The sequence below is a fragment of the Parasphingorhabdus sp. genome (genome assembly GCF_039982395.1).
Taxonomy (GTDB): domain Bacteria; phylum Pseudomonadota; class Alphaproteobacteria; order Sphingomonadales; family Sphingomonadaceae; genus Parasphingorhabdus.
On sequence record NZ_JBDWYO010000003.1, the window covers coordinates 360,176 to 385,786 of the forward strand.

Annotated in this window: 27 protein-coding genes; 4 read left to right on the forward strand and 23 right to left on the reverse strand. The window is 54.5% G+C overall.

Going from position 1 to position 25,611, the window contains the following annotated elements; translation table 11 throughout:
* Positions 1–25 precede the first annotated feature (25 nt).
* The 11 genes from murD to ABJV08_RS08405 form a co-directional block, all read right to left on the reverse strand.
* On the reverse strand, positions 26–1,360 hold the full coding sequence (murD, locus tag ABJV08_RS08355) for a UDP-N-acetylmuramoyl-L-alanine--D-glutamate ligase (RefSeq protein ID WP_348040896.1): 1,335 nt from the start codon (positions 1,358–1,360) through the stop codon (positions 26–28).
* Entirely contained in the window at positions 1,357–2,427 is a 1,071-nt protein-coding gene (gene mraY / locus ABJV08_RS08360) for a phospho-N-acetylmuramoyl-pentapeptide-transferase (RefSeq protein WP_348040897.1), read from the reverse strand. Before mraY ends, murD begins: the two co-directional genes overlap by 4 nt.
* Positions 2,427–3,824: a UDP-N-acetylmuramoyl-tripeptide--D-alanyl-D-alanine ligase gene (murF, locus tag ABJV08_RS08365; protein ID WP_348040899.1), complete on the reverse strand. Its 1,398-nt coding sequence runs from the start codon at positions 3,822–3,824 to the stop codon at positions 2,427–2,429. Before murF ends, mraY begins: the two co-directional genes overlap by 1 nt.
* A complete protein-coding gene (locus ABJV08_RS08370) occupies positions 3,821–5,263 on the reverse strand; it encodes a UDP-N-acetylmuramoyl-L-alanyl-D-glutamate--2,6-diaminopimelate ligase (protein WP_348040901.1) in 1,443 nt (480 codons plus the stop codon). The genes murF and ABJV08_RS08370 overlap by 4 nt, the downstream gene beginning before the upstream one ends.
* A complete protein-coding gene (locus tag ABJV08_RS08375; protein WP_348040903.1) occupies positions 5,250–6,968 on the reverse strand; it encodes a penicillin-binding protein 2 in 1,719 nt (572 codons plus the stop codon). Before ABJV08_RS08375 ends, ABJV08_RS08370 begins: the two co-directional genes overlap by 14 nt.
* Complete coding sequence (locus ABJV08_RS08380) at positions 6,965–7,567, reverse strand: hypothetical protein (protein ID WP_348040905.1); 603 nt, start codon at positions 7,565–7,567, stop codon at positions 6,965–6,967. The genes ABJV08_RS08375 and ABJV08_RS08380 overlap by 4 nt, the downstream gene beginning before the upstream one ends.
* Positions 7,564–8,511, reverse strand: a complete 948-nt coding sequence (gene rsmH, locus ABJV08_RS08385) for a 16S rRNA (cytosine(1402)-N(4))-methyltransferase RsmH (protein WP_348040907.1) — start codon at positions 8,509–8,511, stop codon at positions 7,564–7,566. Before rsmH ends, ABJV08_RS08380 begins: the two co-directional genes overlap by 4 nt.
* Positions 8,508–9,011: a division/cell wall cluster transcriptional repressor MraZ gene (locus tag ABJV08_RS08390; RefSeq protein WP_348040909.1), complete on the reverse strand. Its 504-nt coding sequence runs from the start codon at positions 9,009–9,011 to the stop codon at positions 8,508–8,510. Before ABJV08_RS08390 ends, rsmH begins: the two co-directional genes overlap by 4 nt.
* Positions 9,012–9,282: 271 nt before the next feature.
* A complete protein-coding gene (locus ABJV08_RS08395; protein ID WP_348040911.1) occupies positions 9,283–9,957 on the reverse strand; it encodes a DUF4350 domain-containing protein in 675 nt (224 codons plus the stop codon).
* 117 nt (positions 9,958–10,074) lie between these two features.
* A complete protein-coding gene (locus ABJV08_RS08400; protein ID WP_348040913.1) occupies positions 10,075–10,446 on the reverse strand; it encodes a hypothetical protein in 372 nt (123 codons plus the stop codon).
* Entirely contained in the window at positions 10,436–11,431 is a 996-nt protein-coding gene (locus ABJV08_RS08405) for a cysteine synthase A (RefSeq protein ID WP_348040915.1), read from the reverse strand. Before ABJV08_RS08405 ends, ABJV08_RS08400 begins: the two co-directional genes overlap by 11 nt.
* Before the next feature lie 178 nt (positions 11,432–11,609).
* Here ABJV08_RS08405 and ABJV08_RS08410 point away from each other — a divergent pair, with 178 nt between their 5' ends.
* Positions 11,610–12,461 carry a crotonase/enoyl-CoA hydratase family protein gene (locus ABJV08_RS08410; protein WP_348040917.1) on the forward strand — a complete coding sequence of 284 codons (852 nt, stop codon included), beginning with the start codon at positions 11,610–11,612 and terminating at the stop codon, positions 12,459–12,461.
* Positions 12,462–12,482: 21 nt separating this feature from the next.
* Positions 12,483–13,400, forward strand: a complete 918-nt coding sequence (locus ABJV08_RS08415) for an AEC family transporter (RefSeq protein ID WP_348040919.1) — start codon at positions 12,483–12,485, stop codon at positions 13,398–13,400.
* 19 nt (positions 13,401–13,419) lie between these two features.
* On the opposite strand, the gene ABJV08_RS08420 is transcribed toward ABJV08_RS08415, so the two are convergent.
* The 3 genes from ABJV08_RS08420 to ABJV08_RS08430 all read right to left on the reverse strand — a co-directional run bounded on the left by ABJV08_RS08420 (position 13,420) and on the right by ABJV08_RS08430 (position 15,933).
* Positions 13,420–14,118: a glutathione S-transferase family protein gene (locus ABJV08_RS08420; protein ID WP_348040921.1), complete on the reverse strand. Its 699-nt coding sequence runs from the start codon at positions 14,116–14,118 to the stop codon at positions 13,420–13,422.
* Between the two features lie 83 nt (positions 14,119–14,201).
* Positions 14,202–15,392, reverse strand: a complete 1,191-nt coding sequence (gene purT, locus ABJV08_RS08425; RefSeq protein ID WP_348040923.1) for a formate-dependent phosphoribosylglycinamide formyltransferase — start codon at positions 15,390–15,392, stop codon at positions 14,202–14,204.
* 67 nt (positions 15,393–15,459) lie between these two features.
* The gene (locus ABJV08_RS08430) at positions 15,460–15,933 is read right to left on the reverse strand and encodes a VOC family protein (RefSeq protein WP_348040925.1); all 474 of its coding nucleotides are present in this window, start codon (positions 15,931–15,933) and stop codon (positions 15,460–15,462) included.
* 132 nt (positions 15,934–16,065) lie between these two features.
* Between ABJV08_RS08430 and ABJV08_RS08435 the strand changes: the two genes are divergently transcribed.
* Positions 16,066–18,222, forward strand: a complete 2,157-nt coding sequence (locus tag ABJV08_RS08435; protein ID WP_348040927.1) for a TonB-dependent receptor — start codon at positions 16,066–16,068, stop codon at positions 18,220–18,222.
* 11 nt (positions 18,223–18,233) lie between these two features.
* A complete protein-coding gene (locus tag ABJV08_RS08440; protein WP_348040929.1) occupies positions 18,234–18,359 on the forward strand; it encodes an entericidin in 126 nt (41 codons plus the stop codon).
* A gap of 21 nt (positions 18,360–18,380) precedes the next feature.
* On the opposite strand, the gene tatC is transcribed toward ABJV08_RS08440, so the two are convergent.
* The 9 genes from tatC to ABJV08_RS08485 form a co-directional block, all read right to left on the reverse strand.
* Complete coding sequence (gene tatC / locus ABJV08_RS08445; protein WP_348040931.1) at positions 18,381–19,157, reverse strand: twin-arginine translocase subunit TatC; 777 nt, start codon at positions 19,155–19,157, stop codon at positions 18,381–18,383.
* Positions 19,154–19,513: a Sec-independent protein translocase protein TatB gene (gene tatB / locus ABJV08_RS08450; RefSeq protein ID WP_348040933.1), complete on the reverse strand. Its 360-nt coding sequence runs from the start codon at positions 19,511–19,513 to the stop codon at positions 19,154–19,156. Before tatB ends, tatC begins: the two co-directional genes overlap by 4 nt.
* A gap of 35 nt (positions 19,514–19,548) precedes the next feature.
* Complete coding sequence (locus tag ABJV08_RS08455) at positions 19,549–19,779, reverse strand: twin-arginine translocase TatA/TatE family subunit (protein WP_348040935.1); 231 nt, start codon at positions 19,777–19,779, stop codon at positions 19,549–19,551.
* A gap of 25 nt (positions 19,780–19,804) precedes the next feature.
* Positions 19,805–20,458 carry an SMC-Scp complex subunit ScpB gene (scpB, locus tag ABJV08_RS08460; RefSeq protein WP_348041277.1) on the reverse strand — a complete coding sequence of 218 codons (654 nt, stop codon included), beginning with the start codon at positions 20,456–20,458 and terminating at the stop codon, positions 19,805–19,807.
* A gap of 46 nt (positions 20,459–20,504) precedes the next feature.
* Positions 20,505–21,290: a ScpA family protein gene (locus ABJV08_RS08465; protein ID WP_348040937.1), complete on the reverse strand. Its 786-nt coding sequence runs from the start codon at positions 21,288–21,290 to the stop codon at positions 20,505–20,507.
* On the reverse strand, positions 21,287–22,306 hold the full coding sequence (gene nagZ / locus ABJV08_RS08470) for a beta-N-acetylhexosaminidase (RefSeq protein ID WP_348041279.1): 1,020 nt from the start codon (positions 22,304–22,306) through the stop codon (positions 21,287–21,289). Before nagZ ends, ABJV08_RS08465 begins: the two co-directional genes overlap by 4 nt.
* 124 nt (positions 22,307–22,430) lie before the next feature.
* Positions 22,431–23,069 (reverse strand): SPOR domain-containing protein, encoded by a 639-nt coding sequence (locus tag ABJV08_RS08475; RefSeq protein ID WP_348040939.1) that lies wholly within the window; start codon positions 23,067–23,069, stop codon positions 22,431–22,433.
* A 27-nt stretch (positions 23,070–23,096) separates the two neighbouring features.
* Positions 23,097–24,818, reverse strand: a complete 1,722-nt coding sequence (argS, locus tag ABJV08_RS08480) for an arginine--tRNA ligase (protein ID WP_348040941.1) — start codon at positions 24,816–24,818, stop codon at positions 23,097–23,099.
* A gap of 72 nt (positions 24,819–24,890) precedes the next feature.
* Positions 24,891–25,547: a hypothetical protein gene (locus tag ABJV08_RS08485; protein ID WP_348041281.1), complete on the reverse strand. Its 657-nt coding sequence runs from the start codon at positions 25,545–25,547 to the stop codon at positions 24,891–24,893.
* Positions 25,548–25,611 lie beyond the last annotated feature (64 nt).

Consider the following 25,611-nt stretch of genomic DNA (forward strand, 5'->3'; position numbering starts at 1 on the left):
ATAGTTGCGCTTTGTTCAGATGAACTCATAGGTTCGCCTCCCCACTGGCGGTTCGGGTCAGATTATTCTCAATCACCGAATTGACTCCGCTGCGAAAACAATCGCCGCGCGCTTCAAAGTCCCGAAACTGATCAAAAGATGCACAAGCCGGCGATAGCAAGACCACTTCACCCGGTTTGGCATTGGCAGCCGCACGCTGAACTGCAGTCAGCATCATTTCGCAGGATATAACCGGCATATGATCCGCCAGCAATTTCCCGAACAAAGGACCAGCCTCGCCGATCGTATATGCGCTTACTACATTTTTGTAGAAAGGCTCGCATTCGATCAGGTCGTCGCTCTTCGGCAATCCGCCAACTATCCAGTGAATTTTTGGATAGGCGCCCAGCGCTGGGCCGGTCGAAGCGGGATTGGTCGCCTTGCTATCGTTAACAAACAAAACGCCATTGGATTCCGCTATTCGTTCCATACGGTGAGAGAGGCCTTGAAACGATTCCAGCGCTGGCCGCCATTGGTCCTCAGAAATGCCCAAAGCCTCGACCGTAGCGATGGCCGCAATGGCATTCTGCAGATTATGGGGCCCTTGCAGTGACGGCCAATCTGACTGTCCTGCTATTGCGACAGAACTGGTGTCGACGATATTTTCGACCCTGCCCAGATCTCGTAAACCGTGGAGCGCCAATTGGGTTTTCTCGTCAGCGCTGGCGAATATTGCATGATGGTTGGATCCCAACATATCGAACAGTCGTGCCTTTGACGCCGCATAAGCGTCAAACCCGCTGTAACGATCAAGATGGTCGGGACTAATATTCAGCAGAAGAGCAACATCGCAATCGAGACTGCGGGTCAAATCGATCTGATAGCTCGACAATTCCAGAACATAGACTCCATCTTCAGCCATCGGTTTCTGCGACAGGATCGGAAGGCCGATATTCCCGCCCATAACCGCAGGCAAGCCAGAACGTTCCAGAATATGATGGACGAGAGCGGTGGTCGTCGACTTGCCATTGGTGCCGGTGATGCCGACAACACGGTGCGGTGGCAACGCAGATCGGGCTTGTGCAAATAGTTCAATGTCGCCGATGATCGGCACTCCGCTCGCGGCAGCCTTTTGCGCGATTGGGTGACTGTTAAGCGGGACACCTGGCGAGACAACAATAGCCTCAAAACCGGTCAAATCCGATTCCAGAGGATCTGCAATGCGGGCCTTATCAGCGACGCTTTCCCGCAACTCCTCCCGATTGTCCCAGGCGAGCAATTCTGCGCCGCTTGCGTGAAGGCTCTCCAGCACCGCCATCCCGGAACGGGCCAGTCCGAGGATGGCATAGCGTTTTCCGGAAAAGGCGGAGGAGACAATCATCTCAGTTTCAACGTCGCCAATCCAGCGAGTGCGAGCACTAGGCTGATAATCCAGAAGCGAATTACAATGGTGGATTCAGACCAGCCAAGCTGTTCGAAATGGTGATGAATCGGGGCCATACGAAACACACGGCGACCGGTGCGTTTAAAGAAAAACACCTGAACAATAACCGACACCGCTTCGAGAACGAACAAGCCGCCCACCAGAGCGAGCACGATTTCATGATGAATAGATACAGCAATCGCTCCCAGCGCGCCGCCGAGTGCCAGACTACCGGTATCGCCCATGAAGACAGCAGCCGGTGGCGCATTGAACCAAAGGAAGGCCAAACAGGCACCGATCACACAGGCGCAGAAAATCGCCAGCTCACCGGCTCCGCGAACAAATGGGATACCCAGATATTCAGAGAAAACCGCATTGCCGGAAAGATAGACAAGAATAAGAAAAGTCGCGCTGGCAATCACCACCGGCATAGTCGCCAAACCGTCGAGCCCGTCGGTTAGATTCACCGCATTGCCCGCGCCAACAATGACGAACATGGCAAAAGGAATATAGAAATAGCCGAGGTCAATCTGGACGTCGTTGAAGAACGGCACATAGAGACTGGTGCCAATCTGCTCGACAATCAGCCAGGTCGCAAAACCGGCGACGATAAATTCCAGCAACAGCCGAACCCGCCCGGGAACGCCTTTGTGGCTTGCTTTTCGAACCTTGTCATAGTCATCCAGAAAGCCAATGGCACCAAAACCGAGCGTCACAAAGATACAAGCCCAGACGAACACATTGCTGAGATCCATCCAAAGCAATAGCGATGTCACCACTGAAATGAGGATCATCAATCCCCCCATGGTTGGCGTACCCGCTTTTTTGAGATGGGTGATCGGACCATCTTCACGGATCGGTTGCCCTTTGCCCTGCCGCATCCGCAGCATGTTGATGAATTTCGGTCCAATCAAAAGACCGATAAACAGAGATGTCGAAATGGCAGCGCCTGAACGAAAACTCAGATACCGAAAGACATTGAAAACGCCTTCAAACTCAAGCCATTGGGCTAGCAAATAAAACATCAATACTCCCCGCTAACCAGCGCGGAAACCGCGGAGGAAAGTCCCAGATAATTTGACCCCTTGATTAAAAGGATGTCTTCGTCGCTGAGCAATTTTGCGACCTCGGTCAGCGCTTCCGAAGCGCTGGCGGCATGTGACATTTTCACGCCCTGATCAAGGCCCTGTTCAAGTTTCGCGGCAGTATGTGCCATATCGTCGCCGACCAAAATCACGGCACTGGCTCCACTCACTAGAATGTCGTCGGCAAGCGCTGCGTGATAATCCGCCGATTGCTCGCCCAGCTCGCCCATGGCGCCCAGAATAAGCAGCTTTTTCCCTGTGCAGGCTTCGTTGGTAAAATGTTGTAATGTCGCCTTCATCGACGCCGGATTGGCATTGTAGCTTTCATCGATGACAGCCGCCTTTCCACCGGATTTCAAGGATATGACATGGCGGCGACCGCGGCCATCAATGCCGCTCATTTCGGCAAGAGCTAGCCCGGCTGATGCCAGGTCACCGCCCACCGCTTGTACCGCAGCAAGAATAGCCAGTGAGTTGGACACCCAATGCTGTCCTGCTTCGGCAATGGTGAAGCAAAGACTGTGATCACCTAGCTTTGCCGTAACAAGCGAGCCGCCCCGCGGAGCAGCAACGACATCAACAGCGCGAACATCGGCTTCCTTATCGAAGCCAAATGACACCACATGTGCTGCGTGGCGCTCTGCTTTTTTTCGAAGACGCGAGTAATGGGGGCTATCATGCGGGATGATCGCCGTGCCGTCCGGCGCCAATTGTTCAAATATTTCAGCCTTGGCATCGGCAATGCCAACTTCGCCATTGGGGAAATTACCGATATGCGCCGGTGCAATCGCGGTAACAATCGCGGCATCGGGTCGCACCAGGCGTGTCAGAGCCGACAATTCATGCGCATGATTCATGCCCATCTCGAAAATACCATATTGGCTATCCGCCGGCATTCGCGAAAGACTGAGCGGGACCCCGACATGATTGTTGTAGCTTTTGACCGACCGGTGCGTTTTGCCAAAAGAGCAGCGATCCAATGCCGAATATAGCGCTTCTTTCGTTCCCGTCTTACCAACAGATCCCGTCACACCGATAATTTTTGCACCAGTGCGGGCCCGCGAGGCCTTTGCCAATGCATCGAGAGCCTGCACTGTATCGGACACCAATATATACGGACCATCAACCGGTTGACTGACGATCGCTGCCGCAGCCCCGGAAGAAAAAGCCTGATCGACATGCAGATGCCCGTCACTATTTTCACCTTTGAGCGCAATGAATAGATCACCAGAACCAATTTCACGTGAGTCAAAAGCGACGCCATTTGCTTCAAAGTCGACACTCGCCTTGCCTGACGTAGCCGCTTCTATCGCGGTAGATGTCCATAATGCGGTCATAATGTCTGCGCTCCTGCGCATTCTCTTGCCACTTCAACATCATCGAAGGGGATGACCCTATCGCCGACAATCTGGCCTTGCTCGTGTCCCTTGCCGGCGAGCAGCACAATATCCTGCGCCCCCGCCATCTCTATAGCTTTGGTTATAGCGGCACGACGATCGGCAACATTTTCTGCGCCAATCGCACCAGCCATGATTTCGGCACGGATTGCGGCGGGGTCTTCACTGCGTGGATTATCATCTGTCACGATCACATGATCAGAATTCTCGACCGCAATTTTGCCCATTTCCGGGCGCTTGCCTTTGTCACGGTCGCCGCCGGCACCAAAAATTGTAATCAACTTACCATTCACATGGGGCCGCAAGGCCTCGATTGCCGCGCGCAACGCATCGGGTGTATGCGCATAGTCGACATAGACTGGCGCTCCTGCCCGCGTAATGACAGCCCGCTCCATCCGACCGCGCACCGGTTGGACCCGTTGCATATGATCGAATATATTGTCCAATTGACCGCCGGTTGCCAACACGATGGCCGCAGCGCACAAGATATTGGCAGCCTGATAAGCTCCGATGAGCGGCAGCGAAATGCGATGGGTATTGCCCTGCGCCTTCACCATTAAAACTTGACCCAAATGGGTTGGCGTTTGCGAAACCAGTTGCAGCGTGGAGCCATTCTCTCCGACCGTGAACAGTTCAAGCCCTCGATTTTCAGCCCGCTTGATCGCTTTTCCCGACCATGGCTCATCATCGGCCCAGATTACCGCCGTTCCGCTGCTTTCAACAACCTCGTCAAACAAACGCATCTTCGCTTCGAAATAATTGTCCATATCGCCATGATAATCGAGATGATCCCGGCTTAGGTTAGTGAAGGTGGCTACCTGCACTGGCAGGCCTTCTGTGCGATATTGCGATAGGCCATGGCTCGAAGCTTCAAAAATCGTGTGGCCAACGCCTTCACGCGCCAAGCCTGACATATTGGATAGAAAAGTGACGATATCGGGCGTCGTCAGTCCGGTCTTCACCTGCTCATCGGCAGTCGTGACGCCCAGCGTGCCGATCGACGCGCTATTGTGACCATCCATCCGCCATAGCTGGCGCGTTAATTCTGCAATCGATGTCTTGCCGTTGGTTCCGGTGACCGCAGCAACATGGGCCGGAGACGGTGTAAAATATTGAGCTGCCATCTGCGCAAACAGGCGTCTTGGTTCCTGATCCACAATATGAACCGCGCCGTCTACCTCCGCATCTGGATGTGCGACAATAGCGACGGCCCCAGCGGAAATGGCCGCTTCAATAAAATCTTCGCCATTGAAATTTGCGCCTCGAAAAGCGCCAAAAATATTACCCTGCGCAATCTTGCGGTGATCGATAGCAAAACCGGTCACCGTCTGCTCGCCAGCATCCCCGTTCAGTGCCGGAACCAAATTATTCAGTCGCATGGCTTTGCTCTTTGGGTCGGGATTTTGGTTTCCACAGCAGCGGCGTCAATTCGGACACATCAACATCACGATGTTCGTCCGGGATCACCCCCAGCATCGGGCCGACACGCGGAACAACTTTCCGGACGATCGGCGCTGCTGTCCAACCGGCGGTCCGTTGGAATGATGTTGCCGCCGTTCCTTTTGGTTCATCCAGCATCGCGATGACCACATAGCGGGGATTGTCCATCGGGAAAGCCGCAGCAAAAGTGGAGACCAGCGACGTTTTGTTGTAACCGCCTTGCGATGGCTTTTCAGCTGACCCTGTTTTCCCGCCAATTCGGTAACCCGGCGCATCGGCCTTGCGGCCAGTTCCGTCCGAAACGATCATTCTCAGCAACTGACGCATCCGCGCGCTGGTAGCCGCCTTGAAGACGCGGCGACCTTCAGCTTCCTCGCCGGCAGGCACCTTCAGCAACGTAGCCGGACGCCAAATTCCGCCATTGACCATCGCGGCATAAGCGCTGGCGAGATGAAGCGGTGTCACAGCGATACCATGGCCGTAAGCCACGGTCATGTTGGTGACACGACCCCAGTTTCGCGGCCAGATGGGATGCCCCTTTTCAACCAGTTCGATATGAGGACGTTCGTCAAACCCAAGACGGCGGAACATGTTTTCCATGCGTTCTTTGCCCAGATTGTCGGCAATCCGGGCAGTGACGATATTCGAACTGTGAACCAGCGTTTCGGGAACGTTCAAATAACGCCCTTGGCTATGATCATCCTTGATCGTGAAGCCACCGACCTTGATCGGTTCCATCGCATTATAGCGGACCGCTAGATCAGTAACCGTCCCGGCATCAAGAGCCGCAGCAACCGCGAACGGCTTGAACGTCGACCCCAATTCGAAAACGCTTTGGGTTACTTCGTTATTCTGATGCTTCATCGAGGCTTTACGGATTTTGTTCGGATCGAACATCGGCAAAGAGGCAAGTGCCATGACTTCCCCGGTCTGGACATCCAGTATAATACCCGCGCCACCCCGTGCCTGGGTCGAAATCATCGCATCCTGAAGTTCGCTTTCCAGCGCCGCCTGTACCCGGCTATCGATCGACAGCATTGTGCTGGTCGCTCGGAGATTCTCGTCGGCAAGGCGCTCATTGAGTGCGCGCTCCATGCCCATAACACCCTTGCCGTCCGCGTCGACATAGCCAAGAACATGGGCTGCCAGCTCGCGTTGGGGATAGAGTCGTTCATCCTCGCGAGGAAATTCGATTCCAATTTCGCCCAGCGCGTGTACTTGCTTCACCTGCTCCGGTAGCGCCCGGCGACGCAAATAGGTTGGCCGCGACCCGCTAAGCTTTTCCGAAAATTCTTCTGCAGTCGTGTCAGGGAAAATCGAAGCAAGCTGACGCGACAGAACGTCCGTGTCACCTAGCAATCTGGCAGGCACGACGCGAATGGCGTAGCCGCGCATCGTTCGCGCCATGACAACACCGTTGCGATCAACAAGATCGCCACGTGGCGGAACAAAGGTACTCGTTGACACTCTATAGGGCGCCGCATCTTCTAAAATTGTGAGGCTGAGCAATCGCCCAACAATGATGGTGAAGGCCGCTAAAAATACCAGCAACAATATCATCAGTCGAAAATGGGCGCTGGCGGTTATTTCTTTGGCTTTTCCGGAAAACTGCACCTTCTTGCTATTGGCGAGAAGCGCAGTCATTCGGCTGCACTTTCGGCTTTTTCTTCACTGGCTTTCCGGCTTAAATCGCGGACAAGCCCGTCATCCAACAGCTTGTCTTCCATTTGCGCCAACCGTGCCGTCCGAGTCTCAGTCTCTTCCGCTCCTGCAGCTGGATCAGCATCTTTTGCCGTGTCCGTAGACTTGCTCTTGCTGCCAATAGCGCTGCCATCTGCATTCCGATCTTGCGCCTTGGCCGTGCCGAAAACGGAACCGATAATACCGGCCGGTTTAATGCCATCCATGGAGCTAATCACAGCAACCTGCACAGGTTTCCGCAAATTCTTACCGCCAAGATTGGCCAGCGCTCTTTCGCCGTCAAGATATTGCGCGGCACGGGGGGACGAATAGCCAAACTCGAGCTTGTTCCAGTCTTCAAGCTGACGCAAATTGGCGCGAGCGCTAAATTCTGTTTCCAGATAACGGATTTCTTTTTTGACCTCGACAATCTTGCTGTCGGTTCGCGTAAGGTCGCTCCGCAACGTGGCGACGCTGAGCGAGAGCGGATAAAGCAGAATCGCCACTAGAAAAACCAGAGCAAGCCATCCCATACCTTCGAGACGTTTGACAGCCAGCTTCATTGCTCGCCACCTTTGTTGAGCGGCGCATCTGTGCGCACCGCTGATCTGAGGGTGGCGGAGCGGGCTCGGGGATTAAGGGCCTGCTCCGCCCCGGCCGGACGCACCGCTTTGGCTGGTTTATGAAAGGTGGGTGCCGGCCGTATCTCGTTAACCTGGGGTAGATGGCGGGATCCGGCGGACTTTTGTCCGCTGCGGTCCCGCAGAAAATTTTTGACGATGCGATCTTCCAGGCTATGGAATGTCACAACCGCTAAACGGCCGCCTGGCTGCAAAAGTTTTTCCGCTGCCACCAAACCGTCTTCCAGTTCGCCCAGTTCGCGATTGATATGGATGCGGATCGCCTGGAATGTTCGGGTTGCAGGATCCTTCTTGTCACCTGCGCGAAATCCCAACGCTTTTCTAACCACTTGCGCGAGCTCCGATGTCCGGGTCAAAGGTCGCGCTGCAACAATCGCCTTGGCAATGCGCCGCGACCGACGCTCCTCACCATAGCGGTAGATCACATCTGCGATCGTTTCTTCAGCGGCCTCATTGAGGAAATCAGCAGCACTCTCGCCATCGCGGGCCATGCGCATGTCCAGCGGGCCATCCTTTTGAAAAGAGAAACCGCGCTCAGCCTGATCCAACTGCATCGACGATACACCGATATCCAGTGTCACGCCGTCAATATCTTCTTCGACTAGCACCTCTGCCATTTCCGAATAAAGAGCGTGGTGAAGAACCAGCTTTCCTTCGGCGCCGTCAACCATGGACTGACCAGCAGCAATGGCATCCGGGTCCTGATCGAAAGCATGGACAATCGCTCCGGCACCCAGCATCGCGGTGCTATATCCACCAGCACCATATGTCCCATCAACATGTGTCTCGCCCGGGGCGATGGCCAACGCGTCAATCACTTCATCCATCAGAACAGGAACATGCCGCGCGGCTGCAGCAGGGGTCATTTCTGCTTCCCTCCGCTTTTTTGATCAGCCTCTTTCAGGTGATGCTCCACCAGACGGCGGTCGACCGGAACATCATCTGTCGTGTCGAGCAAGATTTGCGGATTCCAAAGACAAAACGTCGTCCCGATTCCGTGAAAGAGAACATGGCTATCGAGCTGCCCGATTTCCCTCAACTGGGTCGGCAGGATGAAGCGGCCGCTGGCATCGAAGCTGAGGTCTTGCAGAGAAGAAAATTTTCGGGCGCCGGCGGCATCTTTGTCAAACGCATCGCCACGCGCGATAGCCGCTTCCCATTGTTTGTCGATTTCGGTGAGCATGTCAGATTTGCGGCTGAGGCCGAAACCAACCAGACAATCCCATTTTTCATGGGTGCCCAGGCAGAGCATTCTGCCATCGCTGCTCTCGACCAGGTTTTTGCGCAGGAAGGCGGGAACCGATAAACGACCCTTGTCATCTATCGCCGATATTGCAGAGCCTGAATATGCATAAGCAATTGGCACAATGGAAATCCCTCACTCGGACCGGAGACAATATTCTCCCCGCTCCAGAAGCGCGCATTTCAACGCCCTTCCGGAAATAGAATCCCGGACAGGAAGAATACCCCGATAACAAACTGGGGTTATCAGGGGATGGCTTGGGATGAAAGGGGATTTTACGGGAATTTATGGGTGAGAATATTTAAACCATTGATAAATATAGATATTATTTTTAGGCCATTGCATTGCTCCGTCGAGGCATCGGGGCTTAGTCTTTGGAAAGGCGCAAAATAACTCATTTGCCGCCACTTGCGCGCTCGATATGATCCTGCACCAGCCCATCGACAAATTGGGCCGCGCCGCTGCTCTTCGGAGAATTCTTTGCTTTCTCAGTCCAAAATGTTGAATTTAGAAAATCTGCGTCCGCAACGATGGAAGCTTGTCCCTTACCGATCGAACATTGAACAAGAAAATTGGCGGTGCTTGTTTCACAGGCAATGTCAGTTGCACGCCTTGATTTGAGGTTTTCAAGCCTACCCACACCGCGTGTGGCAAAAGAATAGCCTCCAAAACGGAGGTTTGCGATATCAGCGCTATTTTCCTCCACGCGAACAAGTTCCAATCCCCAATGATCGAGCAAAGGCGATAGGAAACCAATGGCCAGAGGCCGCCGCGGATCGCCCAATGGCAGTTCGGACGGCCAGACCAATATTGGGTCAGTGAGGATGATAGCATCACCTCCTGAACGGACCCAACTGTCCAGATCGGTCAAGTCGGCCGGATCCATAGCGCGCGGCTGGGCTAGAATGACAATATCCGGATCGTCCGGGACAAGATTTTCAAGACTGTCGACTGCCGTTATGTCATATTGTTCCTGCCAATATTGGTAGATTGGCGCCGGCTCAGAACCGCCTGACAATATTGATTCCATCGATGCATCATCGCCCCAGACAAGCGGCAGACTTGTCATAAGTTGAATATGGGGCTTGGGTCGCTCCTGTTCCGGCGGGGATTCAACAGCGCTGCATTGCGTCAAAAAGAACAGCGCCAGCATGGCCGACGAGACCGTCTGCCAAAAGCCCGGCAACTATCTTCTTTCCTGATCCATAGGCGCATCCAGATTGGGATCCGGCTTAAGATCGGGGACGGTCTGTCCCGGAATATTCGCGGAAGGGTCCAGAACCTCGGCTTGTTCAGTGTCTGCTTCCGGTGCCGGGGTGATTCCCAATTCGGCCAATGGTTCGGCGAGTGCCTCTTCGGGCTTGCTGACAATCGGCGGAGGGGCCACTCCCGCATCAGCCTGCATTTCCTCGATCACCGTCTGCTCATCGCTGGCCCGTTGAATAACGAAATTGGCGACGCTGACCAGCAAGAGCACCGCGGCTAGGCCAACCACGCCCACCTGGATGCGTTGCATCGTGTCCAGTCGAATACGATCTTGCTCTTGTTTATCCATCATTGTCCAGCCACGGGAAAACCGGCAACCCCTTCTCTCTCAACCAAGCGGCATTGTATAGCGACGAGAGATAGCGAAAACCGGTGTCGCAAAGAATGGTCGCAACCCGGCTCCCCGGCCCCAACTCTTTGCCCAGCGCAATCGCGCCGGCAACATTGACACCGGATGACAAGCCCAGACAAAGCCCCTCTTCCATCAGCAGCCGTTCGACCCAAACCAGCGCTTCCTCATCGGAAATGCGATATTGCTTGTCGATCGGCGCATCTTCCAGATTGCCGGTAATCCGTCCCTGGCCGATGCCCTCTGCGACACTATTGCCTTCGGACTTCAATTCACCATTCTTGTAAAATTCATAGAGCGCCGCACCATGGGGATCGGCCAATGCGATGGCCACTGCTTCGTCTTTTGCCTTCAATCCCATGCCGACACCGGCCAAGGTACCACCGGTGCCCACTGCGCAAGCAAAGCCATCAACCTTGCCGTCCATCTGTGTCCAGATTTCCTCGGCGGTCGTTTCGATATGGGCGCGACGGTTGGCGACATTGTCAAACTGGTTGGCCCAGACTGCGCCTTCTGTCTCTTCTGCGATGCGACGGGATGTGTGCACGAAATGCCCCGGATTGGAATAAGGCGCAGCCGGAACCGTTATCAACTCCGCCCCCAATGCGCGCAGCGTATCCATTTTCTCTCGGCTCTGGGTTTCCGGCATGACGATGGTCGATTTATAGCCTTTGGCATTGGCGACCAGCGCGATACCGATTCCGGTATTGCCCGCCGTCCCTTCGACAACCCTGCCCCCGGGTTTGAGCAACCCGCGTTCTTCAGCATCTTGAATGATGAACAGCGCCGCACGGTCTTTCACGGATGCTCCGGGGTTGGCAAATTCGCACTTGCCATAAATGTCGCAGCCCGCTTCTTCGCTAGGGCCAGTAAGGCGAACGAGCGGGGTGTTGCCGATCAGATCGAGGCTATTTGGGATAATGGTCATAGCCCAATATATAGTGCCAGCAATTTCGTGCGGCAAGCTTGAAGCTTTATCAGGGGCAATAGCATGGCTTTAGTCCTGCACCTGCAGCCCCAAACCCAGCAATTTGTCAGTGCGCCACGACAGATTATCATGCTAGGCTTTCGCAAACTTCCAGAAAAACACGAGGGACGATCACATCATGGTTGAAAAAAAATATGAATGTTTCGATGTCGAAATAGAAAATGGCATCGCCCATATCCGGATGAATCGTCCTGAAAAACTCAACAGCATGAACAGAGCGTTCTGGAATGATCTGCCGGAGATTGTCGAAGATATCGACATCAATGCCCGTGCCCGAGCCATTGTGATCAGTTCGACCGGAAAGCATTTCTCTGCAGGCATGGACCTATCCGTATTCGCACCGCAGCCGGACAATAAAATCGACGGCGCAGACAAGCATGTGATTGCGGAAATGTTCCGCTCCAACGTCAAGCAGATCCAGCATAGCTTCAACGCACTGGAAGAATCCCGCATCCCGGTTTTGTTTGCGCTTCATGGTGCAGTGATTGGCGGCGCGATAGATATGATCAGCGCGGGCGACATTCGCTGGTGCACCAAAGACGCGGTCTTCTGCATTCAGGAAACCAATATCGGCATGACGGCGGACGTCGGCACTTTCCCGCGCCTGCAGCGCTATATCCCTGAAGGATGGGTCAAGGAAATGGCCTATACCGGTCGCCGGATTGACGCGGCAACAGCGAAAGACATCGGCTTGGTCAATGAAGTATTTGATACGCAGGAAGAATGTCTGGCCCATGTCATGGCAACCGCCAAAGAGATCGCGTCTAAATCTCCATTGGCAGTGACCGGCTGCAAGGTCCTGATCAACTATGGCCGTGACCATAACACAGCAGATACTTTGGATTATATCGGCGTCTGGAATGCCGCTATGTTCCCGCCATCGCATATTCAAGAAGCGGTGGCCGCCATGGGCGAAAAACGCGAACCGGATTTCCCCGATCTGTTGCCGCTCAGAACAACACCGATGTAATTTCGCGCTGGCGATTCACCCATGTTAGCTTTCTTTTATGCCCTGATCCCGGTGGTCTTGATCACGGCATTGGGCTGGCTATTGGCCAAGCAAAACTTTCTTGCTGCCGACGGCTGGCGGGCGATCGAGAAATTGGTCTATTTCATATTTTTCCCGGCATTGATTATCAATGTATTGGCCGGCGCTTCCTTTGAAACCGTGCCGTGGGCGATGGTGTTGGTGCTGATCGGCTCGCAATCTACCCTCGCACTATTGGGTTTGCTCGCGAAGCGCGCCGACGACGGGCCACGAAAGGGTTCGATCATCCAGTCCAACGTCCGCTGGAACACTTTTGTCGGCCTATCCATGGGCAGCGCTCTGTTCGGCGAAGCCGGGCTCGCCCTGATGGCGATTGCGGTCGCTGTCCTCACCTCGACGGCCAACGTCATGTCGGTGCTGGCCTTAACCCATTTCGCCGAAGCATCAGAGAAGAAAAAACCGCACATATTGATGGATATGATCCGCAATCCGCTGATCGTGAGTTGTGTGGTCGGTATCGTATTGAATCTAATGGGCATTGCTCCGTCAGGCATTGCCGAGGAAACGCTAGACATCTTGGGACAGGCGACGCTTGCCCTCGGTCTTCTGGTCGTCGGAGCGGCGGTCGATCTGGAGGCTTTTAAACGCGCCGGACGCACCACTTTGACTTGGTCAATGGTCCGCTTGCTCGTCTTCCCTATTGTCGCATTGGCTGCTGGACTGCTGATCAATCTCCCGTCGAATAGCTTGGCAATCGTCGCAATCGCAGCCGCCACACCCACCGCGAGCAGCGGCTATATATTGGCAAGACAATTGGGTGGCGATGCAACGTTGTCAGCCAATTTAATCGCCGTTCAGACGGTATTTTCGGTTCTCACCATGCCCGCATTTTATGCGCTCTTTTTGCTAACGCAGGCTTGAAGCGCGCTCGTCACTCAAGCTAGCTAAGGTCGAACTTCTCCGGCACGACTTTCGCCAAAATCCTGTCGCAGCCTGCATTGTTGCGCTGGAAACAGTCATGCGCTCTCATCGCTTGATAATGTGCGACCAACGCGGGCCACTTGGATTTGTCGGGGAGACCAGCGAGCATGTCGGTCTGGGCGATCTGGCTGGCCACGGCGATGTCGGCGATCGTGATCGTATCACCGATGAAGTAAGAACCGCCATCCAGATATTTCTCAAGATAATCCCATAGTGGCGGCAGTTTTTCGTTCCAGGTCTTGCGCGCTGTATCCAGATCCGGTTCTTTACGCTGAAACAGGTTGAAGATGATCGGCCGAAACAAGCCCATGCCGCCCGCCATCGCCATTCCGGTGTCGGCATATTCTTCGAGCCAAAGCGCTTGGCCATGATCGAACGCATCGGCGGGATAGACGGCCGGTTCGGGCTGCCGCTTTTCCAAATAGCCGCAAATGGCGGAGCTGTCGGTGATCGTGCCAGCCGGCCCTTCTTCAGCGATATCTGTATCCCGCAGCGAAGGGATGCGTGCAAGTGGGCTGATTGCCTTATACCAGTCCGGCATGCCCATGACGTTGACGTCCTCGCAATCATAGTCGAGACCTTTCAGCGCCATCACCGCCTCCACCTTGCGTTGGAAGGGGGACAAAGGCGAGCCGTAGAGGATGAGAGATGCGGTCATGGATGATTGCTCCTGATGTTTGAAAAGTCTTTGGCGCATTGTTTAGAGATTGGGGAGAGCTGTTAACGCTGCGAAGCTGGCCCTCATCTATATTCAATATCGACCGCGTCAGCCGCCCGCTTTGCCAAAGCCCGCGCGGCATCCGTGTCCGGCCCGGTCGCCAGGGCAACCGCCATCCGCCGATAAGGCCGCGTCACTGGCTTGCCGAATATACGCACGTCCGTTTCCGCGCCCTCGCTACCCAATGCCAAGGCTTCTGCGACACCGTGAAACTCAAAATCTTCGCTGTCCCGATCCGCCAGAATCACCGCGCTTGCGCTGGCCGGTGCAGTCAGAGCGATATGCGGGACGGGTAGTCCCATGATGGCGCGGGCATGCAGGTCAAATTCGGTCAGATTTTGACCAATAGACGTTACCATACCAGTGTCATGCGGTCGAGGGCTGAGTTCGGAGAAGATAACTTCGCCCTGCTTGGTGACGAAAAATTCTACGCCGAACAGGCCCCAGCCTTTGCCGCCGCCGCCAAGATTTTCGACGACCTTGCGCGCCATATCCTGTGCCGAGGCGAGCGCTGCATCGGTCATCGCCGCCGGTTGCCAGCTTTCCTGATAATCGCCGCGTTCCTGCCGGTGACCGATTGGCGGGCAGAAGTGAACGCCGTCACGGGTGCGGACCGTCAGCAGAGTTATCTCATAGTCAAAGTCGATAAATTGCTCGACAATAACCCGCGCCCGGTCGCCGCGCATATTGTCCACGGCATAGTTCCATGCTGCTTCCAGCTTGTCGGCGCTATCAACCTTGCTCTGGCCTTTGCCAGACGAAGACATGACCGGCTTGATCACCAATGGCAGGCCGATATCGTCCGCCGCGCTGGCAACTTCATCAAAACTCTCAGCATAGTGATAACGCGATGTCGTCAGTCCCAGTTCTTTGGCCGCGACATCGCGGATCGCATCACGGTTCATCGTCAATTGCGTGGCCCGGGCGGACGGCACGACATGGAAACCCTCGGCCTCCATGTCGGCCAAAATTTCCGTCCGAATGGCTTCGACTTCTGGAACGATCAGATCGGGTTGATGCTTTGCGATCGCCGTGCGCAATTTTGCGCCATCGAGCATTGAGAAAATTTCACGGGCGTCCGCGACCTGCATCGCGGGCGCATTGTCATAGGCATCGCAAGCAATGACATAAGCGCCCAACCGTTTCGCGGAAATGACGAATTCACGACCCAGCTCACCCGAGCCAAGCAGAAGGATTTTTTTGGTGTAAGTCATGACGACGGGTCATAGCCAAACAAGTCTCGCTCGTCATCCGGAACTTATCTGCGCATTGAATCTTTCGCTAGGCTTCGTCGCTGGCCATCATCTCTGCCATCCGGCGCACCACTTCGTCTACCGAAACATCCTCGATGCGGGTAGACAATGTCCATTCATGACCGAACGGATCTTTCAACCAGCCGGCACGGTCGCCGTGAAATTGATCCTCCACCGGTCTAACAACTTCGCCACCAGCAGCAATTGCCTTAGCGAAAGCTGCATCAACATCCGGGACATAGATCATCAGACTAGCGGAAGCGCCGCCGAGGTTTTTTGGCCCAAGCTTGCCCATTTCAGGAAATTCGTCTGACAGCATTACGTGACTGTCGCCAATTACAATGTCAGCATGGCCAATCTTGTCACCCATCGGCAAGCGCATGTGCTCGCGCGCGCCGAACGCTTCCGTATAAAATGCGATAGCCGCTTCTGCATTATCCACGGTGATATAGGGTGTTACGCTGTAATAGCCCTCTTCCTTCCAGTCCGTCATCGTCGCCATCCTCTTTTTTTTCTGGTTGTTGGTAGCAAATTTCGAGCAGTTTGCCGAATCTATGAAACTATGTGTTGATATATTATATCATTATGCTTATCCGACCTTCAGTTCCAATCCCCCAACACGGAAGAGCATATCGTGTCCCATAAAAAATTCCTGTTTTCTGCCGCAATTCTGGCGTTTCCCTTAGCACCAGCCTTGGCACAGCAAAACGAATCGCCTCCGCAAGATATCCGGGGACTGTCTGATGATTTCCACAATGATGATATGATCATTGTCACCGCGCCTTATGTTGATCAATTGGACCTTCTGGCCGGCACATCGGCATTGGCCGGCGACGAGCTAACCGAAGACCTGCGCGGTCAAATTGGTGACAGTCTGACCAGCCTGCCCGGTGTCTCATCAACCTCCTTTGCTCCAGGCGCATCGCGTCCGGTCTTGCGAGGATTTCAGGGACCGCGCGTCAGGGTTCTGACGGATGGAATCGGCTCCCTTGATGCCTCCAATACTTCTGTTGATCACGCGGTCACGATTGATCCCCTGACGGCGCAACGGGTAGAAATATTGCACGGACCGGCGGTCCTGCTCTTTGGTGGCGATGCGATTGGCGGTGCCGTCAACGTCATCGACAAGCGCATTCCCCGCGACATTCCCGATGATGCCGTCCATCTTGATGCTATTGGCGGCTTTGGCAGCGCAGCGGATGACTGGAGCGCCGCCGGATCTATCGACATTCCGCTAAGCTCGAAACTGGTGATTCATGCCGATGGCAGCTTTCGAGACACCAGCGATGTTCGCGTGCCCGGCTTTGTTCTTGCGCCCGACCTGAGAGCGGATCTCCTGGCTGATGCCGAAGAAGAAACCGAAGAAGGCCATCTCGACGAAGCAGAAGAACTGACCGAAGCGGCCAATCAATCCGGTTACATACCCAATACCGCCAGTAGCACCACGACGGCAGGTGCCGGCATCGCCTTCATTGATGACGGCGGCAATCTCGGATTCTCCGTCAGCTATTATGATAGCAATTACGGCGTCCCCTCTCGTCCCGGCGCCGGTCACCACCATGGTGAAGAAGAAGGCGAAGAAGAGGAAGAAGGCGAAGAGGAAGAAGGTCCAGTTACCATCGGCCTTGAACAGATCCGGGCGGATCTGCGCGGTGGCGTCAACATTGGCGGCTTTTTCAAAGCGTTAAACTTTCGCGCAGGCTATTCGGACTATACGCATACAGAATTTGAAGGCGATGAAATCGGTACGGTCTTTACTGTCTCTGGGATCGAAGCCCGTGCGGAACTGGTTCAGTCAGAAAATGATTTAGCGGGCGGCAGCTGGCGCGGGGTTATCGGTACGCAAGTGCTTGTGCGGGATTTCAACGCCATTGGCGCCGAAGCGTTCGTGCCCAAGAACAGCCTTGAAAGCTGGGCTTTGTTCACTCTGCAAGAGGCGGATTTTGGTGATATTGAACTGGAAGGCGCACTTCGTTTCGACCAAACCAATATTTCTGCGAACAGCATCAATTTCGACCGCAGTTTCAACACGGTTTCTGGTGCTTTGGGCCTAGCCTATGCGCCTGACAACGCCGCGTTTAAAATCGGGGCCAATTTATCGCGGTCGGAACGCGCGCCATCAGCTGAAGAGCTTTTGTCGAACGGCCCGCATATTGCCACCCAGGCTTTTGAAATTGGTAATCCCAATTTCACCACCGAGAAAAGCTGGGGCGGAGAGCTCTATGCCCGCTGGGATAGCGATGCCGTGCAGCTCAGCGCGACCGTTTATGCGAATTTTTTCAATGATTATATTTTTGAAACGGAAACCGGCGCGGAACAGGACGAGTTGCCCGTGTTCCAATATTTCCAGCGCGACGCGACCTATTATGGCTTTGAAGCATCAGCTTCTGTCGTCGTCGCTAAACTGGGTGGATTTGACCTCATAGCTGACGGTGTAGCCGATTATGTCCGTGCCAAGATCGATAATGACGGCGGCCCGGTTCCGCGGATCCCGCCCTTGCGCTTGCTTGGCGGAATCAAGGCCCATAGCGACAATTTAGACCTGCGCGCTGAATTGGAATGGTCGGGCAGCCAGAACAAGGTGACGGCCTTTGAAACCCCGACAGACAGTTTCACTATGGTCAACGCGACCGCAGCATGGCGTCCATTCGGAAAAGAAGGCGGCGTAACCTTGCTCGCTTCTGCCAACAATATTTTTGATGTGAACGCCCGCCGTCATGCGTCGTTCACGAAAGACTATGTACCACTGTCCGGTCGGGATTTTCGCGTGAGTGCGAAATTCAGCTTTTAGGATATGGTAAAATGCAGAAAATTGTCGCAACGGTTATGATCTCATCACTGCTATTGCTCAGCGCTTGCGCCACGGTCAAAGGCGTTGGTCGCGATATTGAATCCATTGGTCAGGCTGGCCAGGACGCGATTGATTGAACCTGGCGGTTCAGCGGTTGTCTAGGAAGGAACCACTTCGCTCTTCTTCCGTTCTGTGAACCACATGATGGCCAGCGAAACTTCATAGAGCAGGATGAGGGGTATCCCGAGCATCAACTGAGAGACCACGTCTGGCGGCGTCAAAATAGCGGCCAGAGCAAATGCTGCGACAATCATATACCGGCGCATTCCTTTTAACTGCTGACGGCTGACGATTCCTGCGCGGTTGAGCAACAGGAGCAGCACTGGTAACTGGAAACAGACACCGAAAGCCAAAATAAACTGCATCACCAACGATAGATAGTCGCCCATCGCAGGCAGCGCCTCTTGGGTTAGCCCGCCAACCTCCCCCTCAAACCCCAGAAAGAAGCGGAACGCCGTCGGCATAACGATGAAATATGCAAGCGAGGCCCCTGCCATAAAAAGCACGGGCGTCGCTACAAGAAAGGGCAGAAAAGCCTTCTTCTCATTGGCATAGAGTCCCGGTGCGACAAAGGCCCAGAGCTGGTTTGAAATGATCGGAAAGGCGATGAAAAATGCCGCAAACATCGCCACTTTGATTTCAACAAAAAACGCTTCGTATAGCTTGGTATAAATCAACTTGCCTTCGCCGGCAGGAAAGGCGTCGGTCAACGGCTGCACGAGTATACCGAAAATCTCGTCCGCAAAAAATATGCTCACGAGAAAGGCGACAGTCAGCGCCGCAACCGACCATAGCAGCCGCTGCCGCAATTCGATCAAATGCTCGATCAAGGGTGCCTTGCTTTCATCCATGTCCGACTTGCTTTGATCGTTCATGGCTTCGGGTCACCCGCGGGTGGTGGTTCCGGAGGGTTTTCGATAGGTTTAGAGACTTCTGCGGGAGGTCCGTCCAAAGGTTCCATCTGGTTTTCTGATACAATGCTGTCGTCAGGCACAGCCGGATGCTCTTTCATGATCCGGTCGTTTTCTGACGCCCATTTTTTTTCCATCTCCTGAAGCTCTGCTTCCCGGACCATGGCATCAAGTCCGGTCCGGAAATTGCCCATCACACCTCGGGCTTTGGCCATCCACTTACCAGCCGTCGCCAATGCGCGCGGCAATTCCGTGGGGCCTATGACAACAACAGCAATGATCGCGATAATCGCGATCTCGGATATGGAAAGGTCAAACATGTTCTATGCGGCCCTGAAATATCAGGCCGTCCTGATCAACCGGCCGTTTTATCGGCTGTTTTGCTGGTATCAGCCGACGCATCAGCAGCTTTGCTGTCAATCTTCGGGGCCGGACTAGCAACGCTTGCTTCTTCTTCGGTGATCCCTTTTTTGAAAGAGCGGATGCCTTTGCCGACATCACCCATCATTTCAGAAATCCGGCCACGGCCGAACAGTATCAGAACCAGCGCCGCTACTATTACAATCTGCCAAACACTCGGTTGCATGCGATTTTCTCCTTAAGCGGTCTATTTAAGCGCTTTCGGTCTCATTTTCCAGCAAAACACCATCATCATCTGCAAACTCTCGCAGATCGGATTTTTCGGAACCCTTTTCCAATTGGCTTTCGGCTTCGTCTTCAAGCTCCATTTGCTCCAGCACGAGGTCGACAGGGTCCAGCAATCCTGCGGCTTTCAGGTCATCAATCCCCGGTAGGTCCTTGCGGCTTTGCAAACCAAAATGGGTTAAAAATTCAGCAGTGGTCGCGTAGATTAACGGCCTGCCCGGCACCTCACGGCGTCCTGCAGGACGGACCCAGCCGGCTTCCATCAGCACATCGAGCGTGCCTTTGGCCACTTGAACACCACGAATAGCTTCTATTTCGGCCCGACTGACCGGTTCGTGATAGGCAATGATCGCCAGCGTTTCCATGCCAGCCCGGCTCAACTTACGCAGTTCTGCGCGCTCGCGGCGGAGCAAGTGGGACAAATCCTGAGCGGTCTGGAAATGCCAACGGTCGCCGGTTTTGATCAGGACAATGCCACGGTCTTGATAATCGCCCTGCAACTCTAGCAAAATTTCACGAATATCCAGCTCTTCGCCAACATAGGCTTTGATATCCGCAATGGTCATGGGCTTCTCGGAAGCAAAAAGCGTCGCCTCTACGGACCGTTTTCCGATATCCATTGCCACAGGCATGGGTTCAATCAGGCTGGTGTCTTCCATGTCATGTTCACCCATGTGTCGTCGCCTTTATTCTAAGCGGTGCAAAACTATCTTCCTGCTGCAATTCCAGCTTTCCTTGCCGGGCCAATTCCAACGTTGCCAGAAAACTGGAAGCCAGTGCCGATTTTCTTAGCTCCGGAGGTGCACCGGGAGGAAGAAAATGTCTAATATCCATCCAGTCGATCGCCTCGCCCAGCATGAGAGAAACACGCGCTAGCGCATCCTCCAATGTCATCACCATGCGTTGCCTTACGATATGGATCGCCGGTGCACCACGCACCTTCACCCGCGAATAAGCGGCGATCAAATCATAATATTCCGCCTGCCATTGCCGTTCTTTGACCACCCGCAAGCCTTCGGGAGCGCCGCGCGGGAACACGTCCCGACCAATCCGGTCCCTCGCCAGCAGCCGGGCTCCGGCTTCCCGCATCGCGTTCAACCGTTCCAACCGCATTTGCAATCGCAAGGCCAGCTCTTCGGGCGACGGATCGATTTCCGGATCGCGAGGCAAAAGCAGCCCCGATTTCAAATAGGTCAACCAGGCCGCCATCACCAGATAGTCAGCGGCAAGTTCGAGGCGCAGCGTCTGGGCGCTGGCGATATATTTGAGATACTCCTGAACCAGTTCAAGAATCGAGATTTCGCGCAAATCCACTTTCTGGTTGCGGGCCAAAGCGAGCAGCAGATCAAGCGGACCTTCCCAGCCGTCGATGTTCAGAGTCAGCGCGCCTTCGTCGGATGCAGCCGCTTCAGGCGGGAAAAAAAACTCTTCGGTTTCCGCTTCGCCGCTCATGCCGTCGCCGCTATGAGTTCGTCACGCCGAGACAGCAATCCAGCCAGTTCGTCGACAGGGTCGATATCTTTGGTGCCGGCTATCGTTGCCATAGCCCGGCCCAGGCGTTCCTGCACTTTCTCGGACATCGGCGAGAGCCGTTCGGTGATACCGATCATATCATCCATCTTGGCCCAGCAGTTTAGAGCGATATCACAGCCCGCGGCCTGTGCCCGCTCGGCCCGCTCGGGAACGGTTCCGGATAGCGCTTCCATGTCGAGATCATCTGTGAACAGCAGGCCGTCAAAGCCAATCTGCTTGCGGATAATATCTTGAACAACCGTTTGAGACAGCGTCGATGGTCTCTCTGCATCCCAGGCCGTAAACAGCAAATGGCCGGTCATGCCCATGGGGGCGGTGTTGAGCGTTTTGAACGGGGCCAGATCGAGCTGCAACTCTTCCTCGCTGGCCGTCACCGTCGGCAATGCCTTGTGCGTGTCGACGCTGGTACGGCCATGGCCTGGCAGATGTTTCACCACGCCGACGACGCCGCCGCGTTGCAGGCCATCCAATATCGACCGACCGAGAGCAGCAACCCGCATCGGTTCGCTGCCCAGCGCGCGGTCACCGATGACATTGTTCGCATCGGGCTGACGGACATCTAGCAGTGGCAGACAATCCACCGTGATACCGACTTCGCGCAAACTGGTGGCAATCGCTTGTGCATTGAGCCGCGCCGCTTCAATCGCGGTGGCCGGGGCAATATCATAAAGCTTGTCAAAAACTTCCCCCGCCGGGAATTTCGGCCAGACCGGGTCCTGCATCCGCGCTACGCGGCCACCTTCCTGATCGATCAAAATCGCCAGATCATCGCGACCATGGACCGCGCGCAATTCGTCCGTCAGCGCTCGCAATTGCGCTTTGCTATCGATATTCCGGCCAAAAATAATATATCCCGCGGGATCACTATCCCGGAAAAAGGCCTTTTCGTCTGCTGTCAGGCTTAGGCCCTGAATTCCAAAGACAGCCGGTGTCATAGCCATGATAATATCTTCTCACGCAACATATCTTATACTTGCGCCGTTTCGCGACCGGGTAAAGGCGAAAGCGCCGTTATCCACAACGCTTCAACCATCAATTTTCTCAAAACTGGCGAACGGCCTAACGAACCACCAGGCAGCTTTCACCAGCAGCCTTTAGATTGTTACAAATCTGCTGCGCCGCTTCACGGCTTGGAGCCACGGCGTTCAAGCGGTATATCGTACCGCCATCGACCGAACCGGGCAGAATTTTTTTCGGCAGAGAACCGATCGATTCAAAGCGCCGCGCGTAGCCAGACCAGCTGCTATCAGCGAGACCAGCTGAACTGAAAGCACCAAGCTGGATCAAAACGGAACCGGCTGCATCTGCCGCAGGCGCCGCATCGGATTTGCGAATCGGCGCTTCTGCCTGCTCGGGATTGCCCAGTTGCGCAGGCGTTTCTTCGCCTTCACTCGCCGCGAAGCTAGCATCGCCCTCGCCTTCAAATTGCTTTGCCTGCGGATCGTCAGGACGCACTTTATAGTCGCCTTCCTGTGCGGCGATCAGCTCGCCATTGCCATCCAGTCCACCGCCATCTCGGTTCTGCAACCAATATATGCCGCCGACTATGGCGCCGAGCAACAATACGCCTGCCAAAACGAACAACGTCACCCGTACCGGTGAATATTCTCCATCTTCATCATAATCTTCAGCTGTTTCCAGCCATGGCAAACGATCTTCATCGTCCAGATCAAGACTTTCGCGGGTGGTATCTGACATTTTACGCTCCGTTGGCCAAAGGGCTTCTCACATCGATTCTGCGGCCTCAACCCCCATAAGTGCCAGACCGTTCTTGACAGTCTGCCCTATATTCTTGGCTAAGAAAAGCCTTCCCGATGTGGTTTCCGGGTCGTTAACCATTATGATCCGCTTCTCAGGCCGATCATTGCCCAAATTATAATAAGCATGAAACGCTGCTGCGAGGTCATTTAGATAGAATGCGACTCGATGTGGCTCACGTGACGCTGCTGCAGATTCGACAATGCGCGGGAATTGTGCCGCCATCTTGATGAGGTCCATTTCCTCATCACCGAAGCGGTCGAGATGATCAACCGAAGGCATCAGCCCTTCGTCCGCTGCTTTGCGCAAGGTCGACTGGATCCGGGCATGCGCATATTGCACATAGAAGACAGGGTTTTCGCGAGAGGCTTCCATGACCTTCGCGAAATCAAAATCCATCTGCGCGTCCGCCTTGCGAGTTAACATCGTGAAACGCACCGCATCCTTGCCGACTTCTTCGACCATATCTGCGATGGTGACAAAATTGCCTGAGCGTTTGGACATTTTTTCCGGTTCACCGTTGCGCAACAAACGCACCATCTGGACCAGCTTCACATCAAATTTGGTCTTGCCTTCGGTCAACGCCGCCACAGCAGCCTTGATCCGCTTCACGGTTCCGCTGTGGTCGGCGCCCCAGATATCGATAAGTTCATCAGCCGCTTGGGCTTTCTGGAAATGATAGGCGAGGTCGCCGCCAAAATAGGTCCAGCGACCGTTGGATTTTTTGATCGGACGATCCTGATCATCACCAAATTGGGTGGACCTGAACAATGGCAGTTCAACCGCTTCCCAATCTTCGATCACTTTGCCCTTGGGCTGTTCCAGCACGCCGTCATAGACCAGATTGCGAGACCGCAGTTCTGCTTCGGCGATGTCGGCCTTGCCTGCTTCATGCAGTTCAGCTTCAGACGAGAAAACATCGTGCTCTATTCCTAAGAGTGCCAGATCCGAACGGATCATATCCATCATCTTGGCCACGGCGGCCTTACGGAAAATCAGAAGCCAATCGGATTCTGGGCAATCTTTATATTTGTCACCAAATTCGGCGGCCAAAGCCTCCCCGACCGGTTTCAGATAGTCGCCCGGATAAAGGCCCTCTGGGATAGCGCCGATATCTTCGCCCTGCGCTTCCAGATAACGCAAATGCGCCGAACGGGCGAGCGTATCGACCTGAGATCCAGCGTCATTGACATAATATTCCCGGATGACCTTATGGCCGATGGCTTCCAGCAGGTCGGCCAGCGCATCGCCGACAACAGCACCGCGGCAATGTCCCATATGCATCGGGCCCGTTGGGTTGGCAGACACATATTCAACATTGACGGTAACGCCTTTGCCCTTGTCCGACCGGCCATATTCAGAGCCCAATTGCGCGATTTCCAGCAGTTCACCAACCAGCACAGGCGCCGCAACGCGCAAATTGATAAATCCGGGTCCAGCAATGTCGGCCGATTGCACATCATCCAACGCACCAAGCTTTTCTGCAATTTGCTCAGCCAGATCGCGCGGCTTCATCCCAGCCGCTTTCGACAATACCATTGCGGCATTGGTCGACAGATCACCATGAGCGGGATCACGGGGCGGTTCCAACGTGACATTGGAGCGGTCAACCCCGGGCGGCAACACACCGGATTCGGTTAGGGCATCCAATATTGCATCGACATGTTTCTGGAAAATCTGGAACAGCATGATTGGTTCAATTCGTCATAGAGAAAACGGCCCGATCCGTTCAGGCTCGTCTAATTAACAATTCCGGCAACCCTATCGCGTGGCGTTATATTGCAACTGCGCCTGGGTAAGCTGGAAACCGATAAGAAGTTCGAACGAGGAGCGCGCAACGGCTGATTTGATCGCGGGATCAGCCAACGGATCAAGCGCAGCATCCGGGTCACCGGCTTTGCGTCGTCGGGTCAGGCGCTCAATCACGTCTTCCGGCAAACGAGCAGCAGATGCGTCAATATAAGAGCCAGCTTTGCCCGAAGCCGTCGCCAGATACTGACCATCAGCAAATTGCAATGTCACATTTTTAACGCGCTTTGCCACCACCGCGGTGCCGCCTTGGACAACGGTCGAGAAATAGGGAATTGTAACCGTCCGCGCGCCATTTGTTCGCGTTCTTGAAGCACGAATGTCAAAGGTCGCTTCGGAATAAATCCGCGCGCCTTCGCTATTGCAAGTCGATCGAACATTGGTGATATTTGCAACAACGTCAATCGCATTGGCATCGGTGCTGTTTACCGGGCTAAAAATGGTAACATCGCCAGTGTGGTCTGGAACGGCGACCGGCGGACACCCGGTGCGGGTCACCGAAACACCGACACCTGAACTAACATCCAGTGCGCCATCTCTGGCACAACCGGAAACAGCCAAAACCGTGACCGCCGCCAAAATCATTTTTTTCACTCGGCCATTCACCATCATTCTCAATCCTTGCCTTTAATCTCGGGCAACACACATAGGCTTCATGCGCATCGATAAAAGT

Excerpts from the sequence above, each read along its gene's own strand:
- murD (WP_348040896.1), bottom strand. The coding sequence starts at position 1,360 with ATGATTGTCTCCTCCGCCTTTTCCGGAAAACGCTATGCCATCCTCGGA.
- mraY (WP_348040897.1), bottom strand. The coding sequence starts at position 2,427 with ATGTTTTATTTGCTAGCCCAATGGCTTGAGTTTGAAGGCGTTTTCAAT.
- murF (WP_348040899.1), bottom strand. The coding sequence starts at position 3,824 with ATGACCGCATTATGGACATCTACCGCGATAGAAGCGGCTACGTCAGGC.
- ABJV08_RS08370 (WP_348040901.1), bottom strand. The coding sequence starts at position 5,263 with ATGCGACTGAATAATTTGGTTCCGGCACTGAACGGGGATGCTGGCGAG.
- ABJV08_RS08375 (WP_348040903.1), bottom strand. The coding sequence starts at position 6,968 with ATGACTGCGCTTCTCGCCAATAGCAAGAAGGTGCAGTTTTCCGGAAAA.
- ABJV08_RS08380 (WP_348040905.1), bottom strand. The coding sequence starts at position 7,567 with ATGAAGCTGGCTGTCAAACGTCTCGAAGGTATGGGATGGCTTGCTCTG.
- rsmH (WP_348040907.1), bottom strand. The coding sequence starts at position 8,511 with ATGACCCCTGCTGCAGCCGCGCGGCATGTTCCTGTTCTGATGGATGAA.
- ABJV08_RS08395 (WP_348040911.1), bottom strand. The coding sequence starts at position 9,957 with ATGACAAGTCTGCCGCTTGTCTGGGGCGATGATGCATCGATGGAATCA.
- ABJV08_RS08400 (WP_348040913.1), bottom strand. The coding sequence starts at position 10,446 with ATGATGGATAAACAAGAGCAAGATCGTATTCGACTGGACACGATGCAA.
- ABJV08_RS08405 (WP_348040915.1), bottom strand. The coding sequence starts at position 11,431 with ATGACCATTATCCCAAATAGCCTCGATCTGATCGGCAACACCCCGCTC.
- ABJV08_RS08410 (WP_348040917.1), top strand. The coding sequence starts at position 11,610 with ATGGTTGAAAAAAAATATGAATGTTTCGATGTCGAAATAGAAAATGGC.
- ABJV08_RS08415 (WP_348040919.1), top strand. The coding sequence starts at position 12,483 with ATGTTAGCTTTCTTTTATGCCCTGATCCCGGTGGTCTTGATCACGGCA.
- ABJV08_RS08420 (WP_348040921.1), bottom strand. The coding sequence starts at position 14,118 with ATGACCGCATCTCTCATCCTCTACGGCTCGCCTTTGTCCCCCTTCCAA.
- purT (WP_348040923.1), bottom strand. The coding sequence starts at position 15,392 with ATGACTTACACCAAAAAAATCCTTCTGCTTGGCTCGGGTGAGCTGGGT.
- ABJV08_RS08430 (WP_348040925.1), bottom strand. The coding sequence starts at position 15,933 with ATGGCGACGATGACGGACTGGAAGGAAGAGGGCTATTACAGCGTAACA.
- ABJV08_RS08440 (WP_348040929.1), top strand. The coding sequence starts at position 18,234 with ATGCAGAAAATTGTCGCAACGGTTATGATCTCATCACTGCTATTGCTC.
- tatC (WP_348040931.1), bottom strand. The coding sequence starts at position 19,157 with ATGAACGATCAAAGCAAGTCGGACATGGATGAAAGCAAGGCACCCTTG.
- tatB (WP_348040933.1), bottom strand. The coding sequence starts at position 19,513 with ATGTTTGACCTTTCCATATCCGAGATCGCGATTATCGCGATCATTGCT.
- ABJV08_RS08455 (WP_348040935.1), bottom strand. The coding sequence starts at position 19,779 with ATGCAACCGAGTGTTTGGCAGATTGTAATAGTAGCGGCGCTGGTTCTG.
- scpB (WP_348041277.1), bottom strand. The coding sequence starts at position 20,458 with ATGGATATCGGAAAACGGTCCGTAGAGGCGACGCTTTTTGCTTCCGAG.
- ABJV08_RS08465 (WP_348040937.1), bottom strand. The coding sequence starts at position 21,290 with ATGAGCGGCGAAGCGGAAACCGAAGAGTTTTTTTTCCCGCCTGAAGCG.
- nagZ (WP_348041279.1), bottom strand. The coding sequence starts at position 22,306 with ATGACACCGGCTGTCTTTGGAATTCAGGGCCTAAGCCTGACAGCAGAC.
- ABJV08_RS08475 (WP_348040939.1), bottom strand. The coding sequence starts at position 23,069 with ATGTCAGATACCACCCGCGAAAGTCTTGATCTGGACGATGAAGATCGT.
- argS (WP_348040941.1), bottom strand. The coding sequence starts at position 24,818 with ATGCTGTTCCAGATTTTCCAGAAACATGTCGATGCAATATTGGATGCC.
- ABJV08_RS08485 (WP_348041281.1), bottom strand. The coding sequence starts at position 25,547 with ATGGTGAATGGCCGAGTGAAAAAAATGATTTTGGCGGCGGTCACGGTT.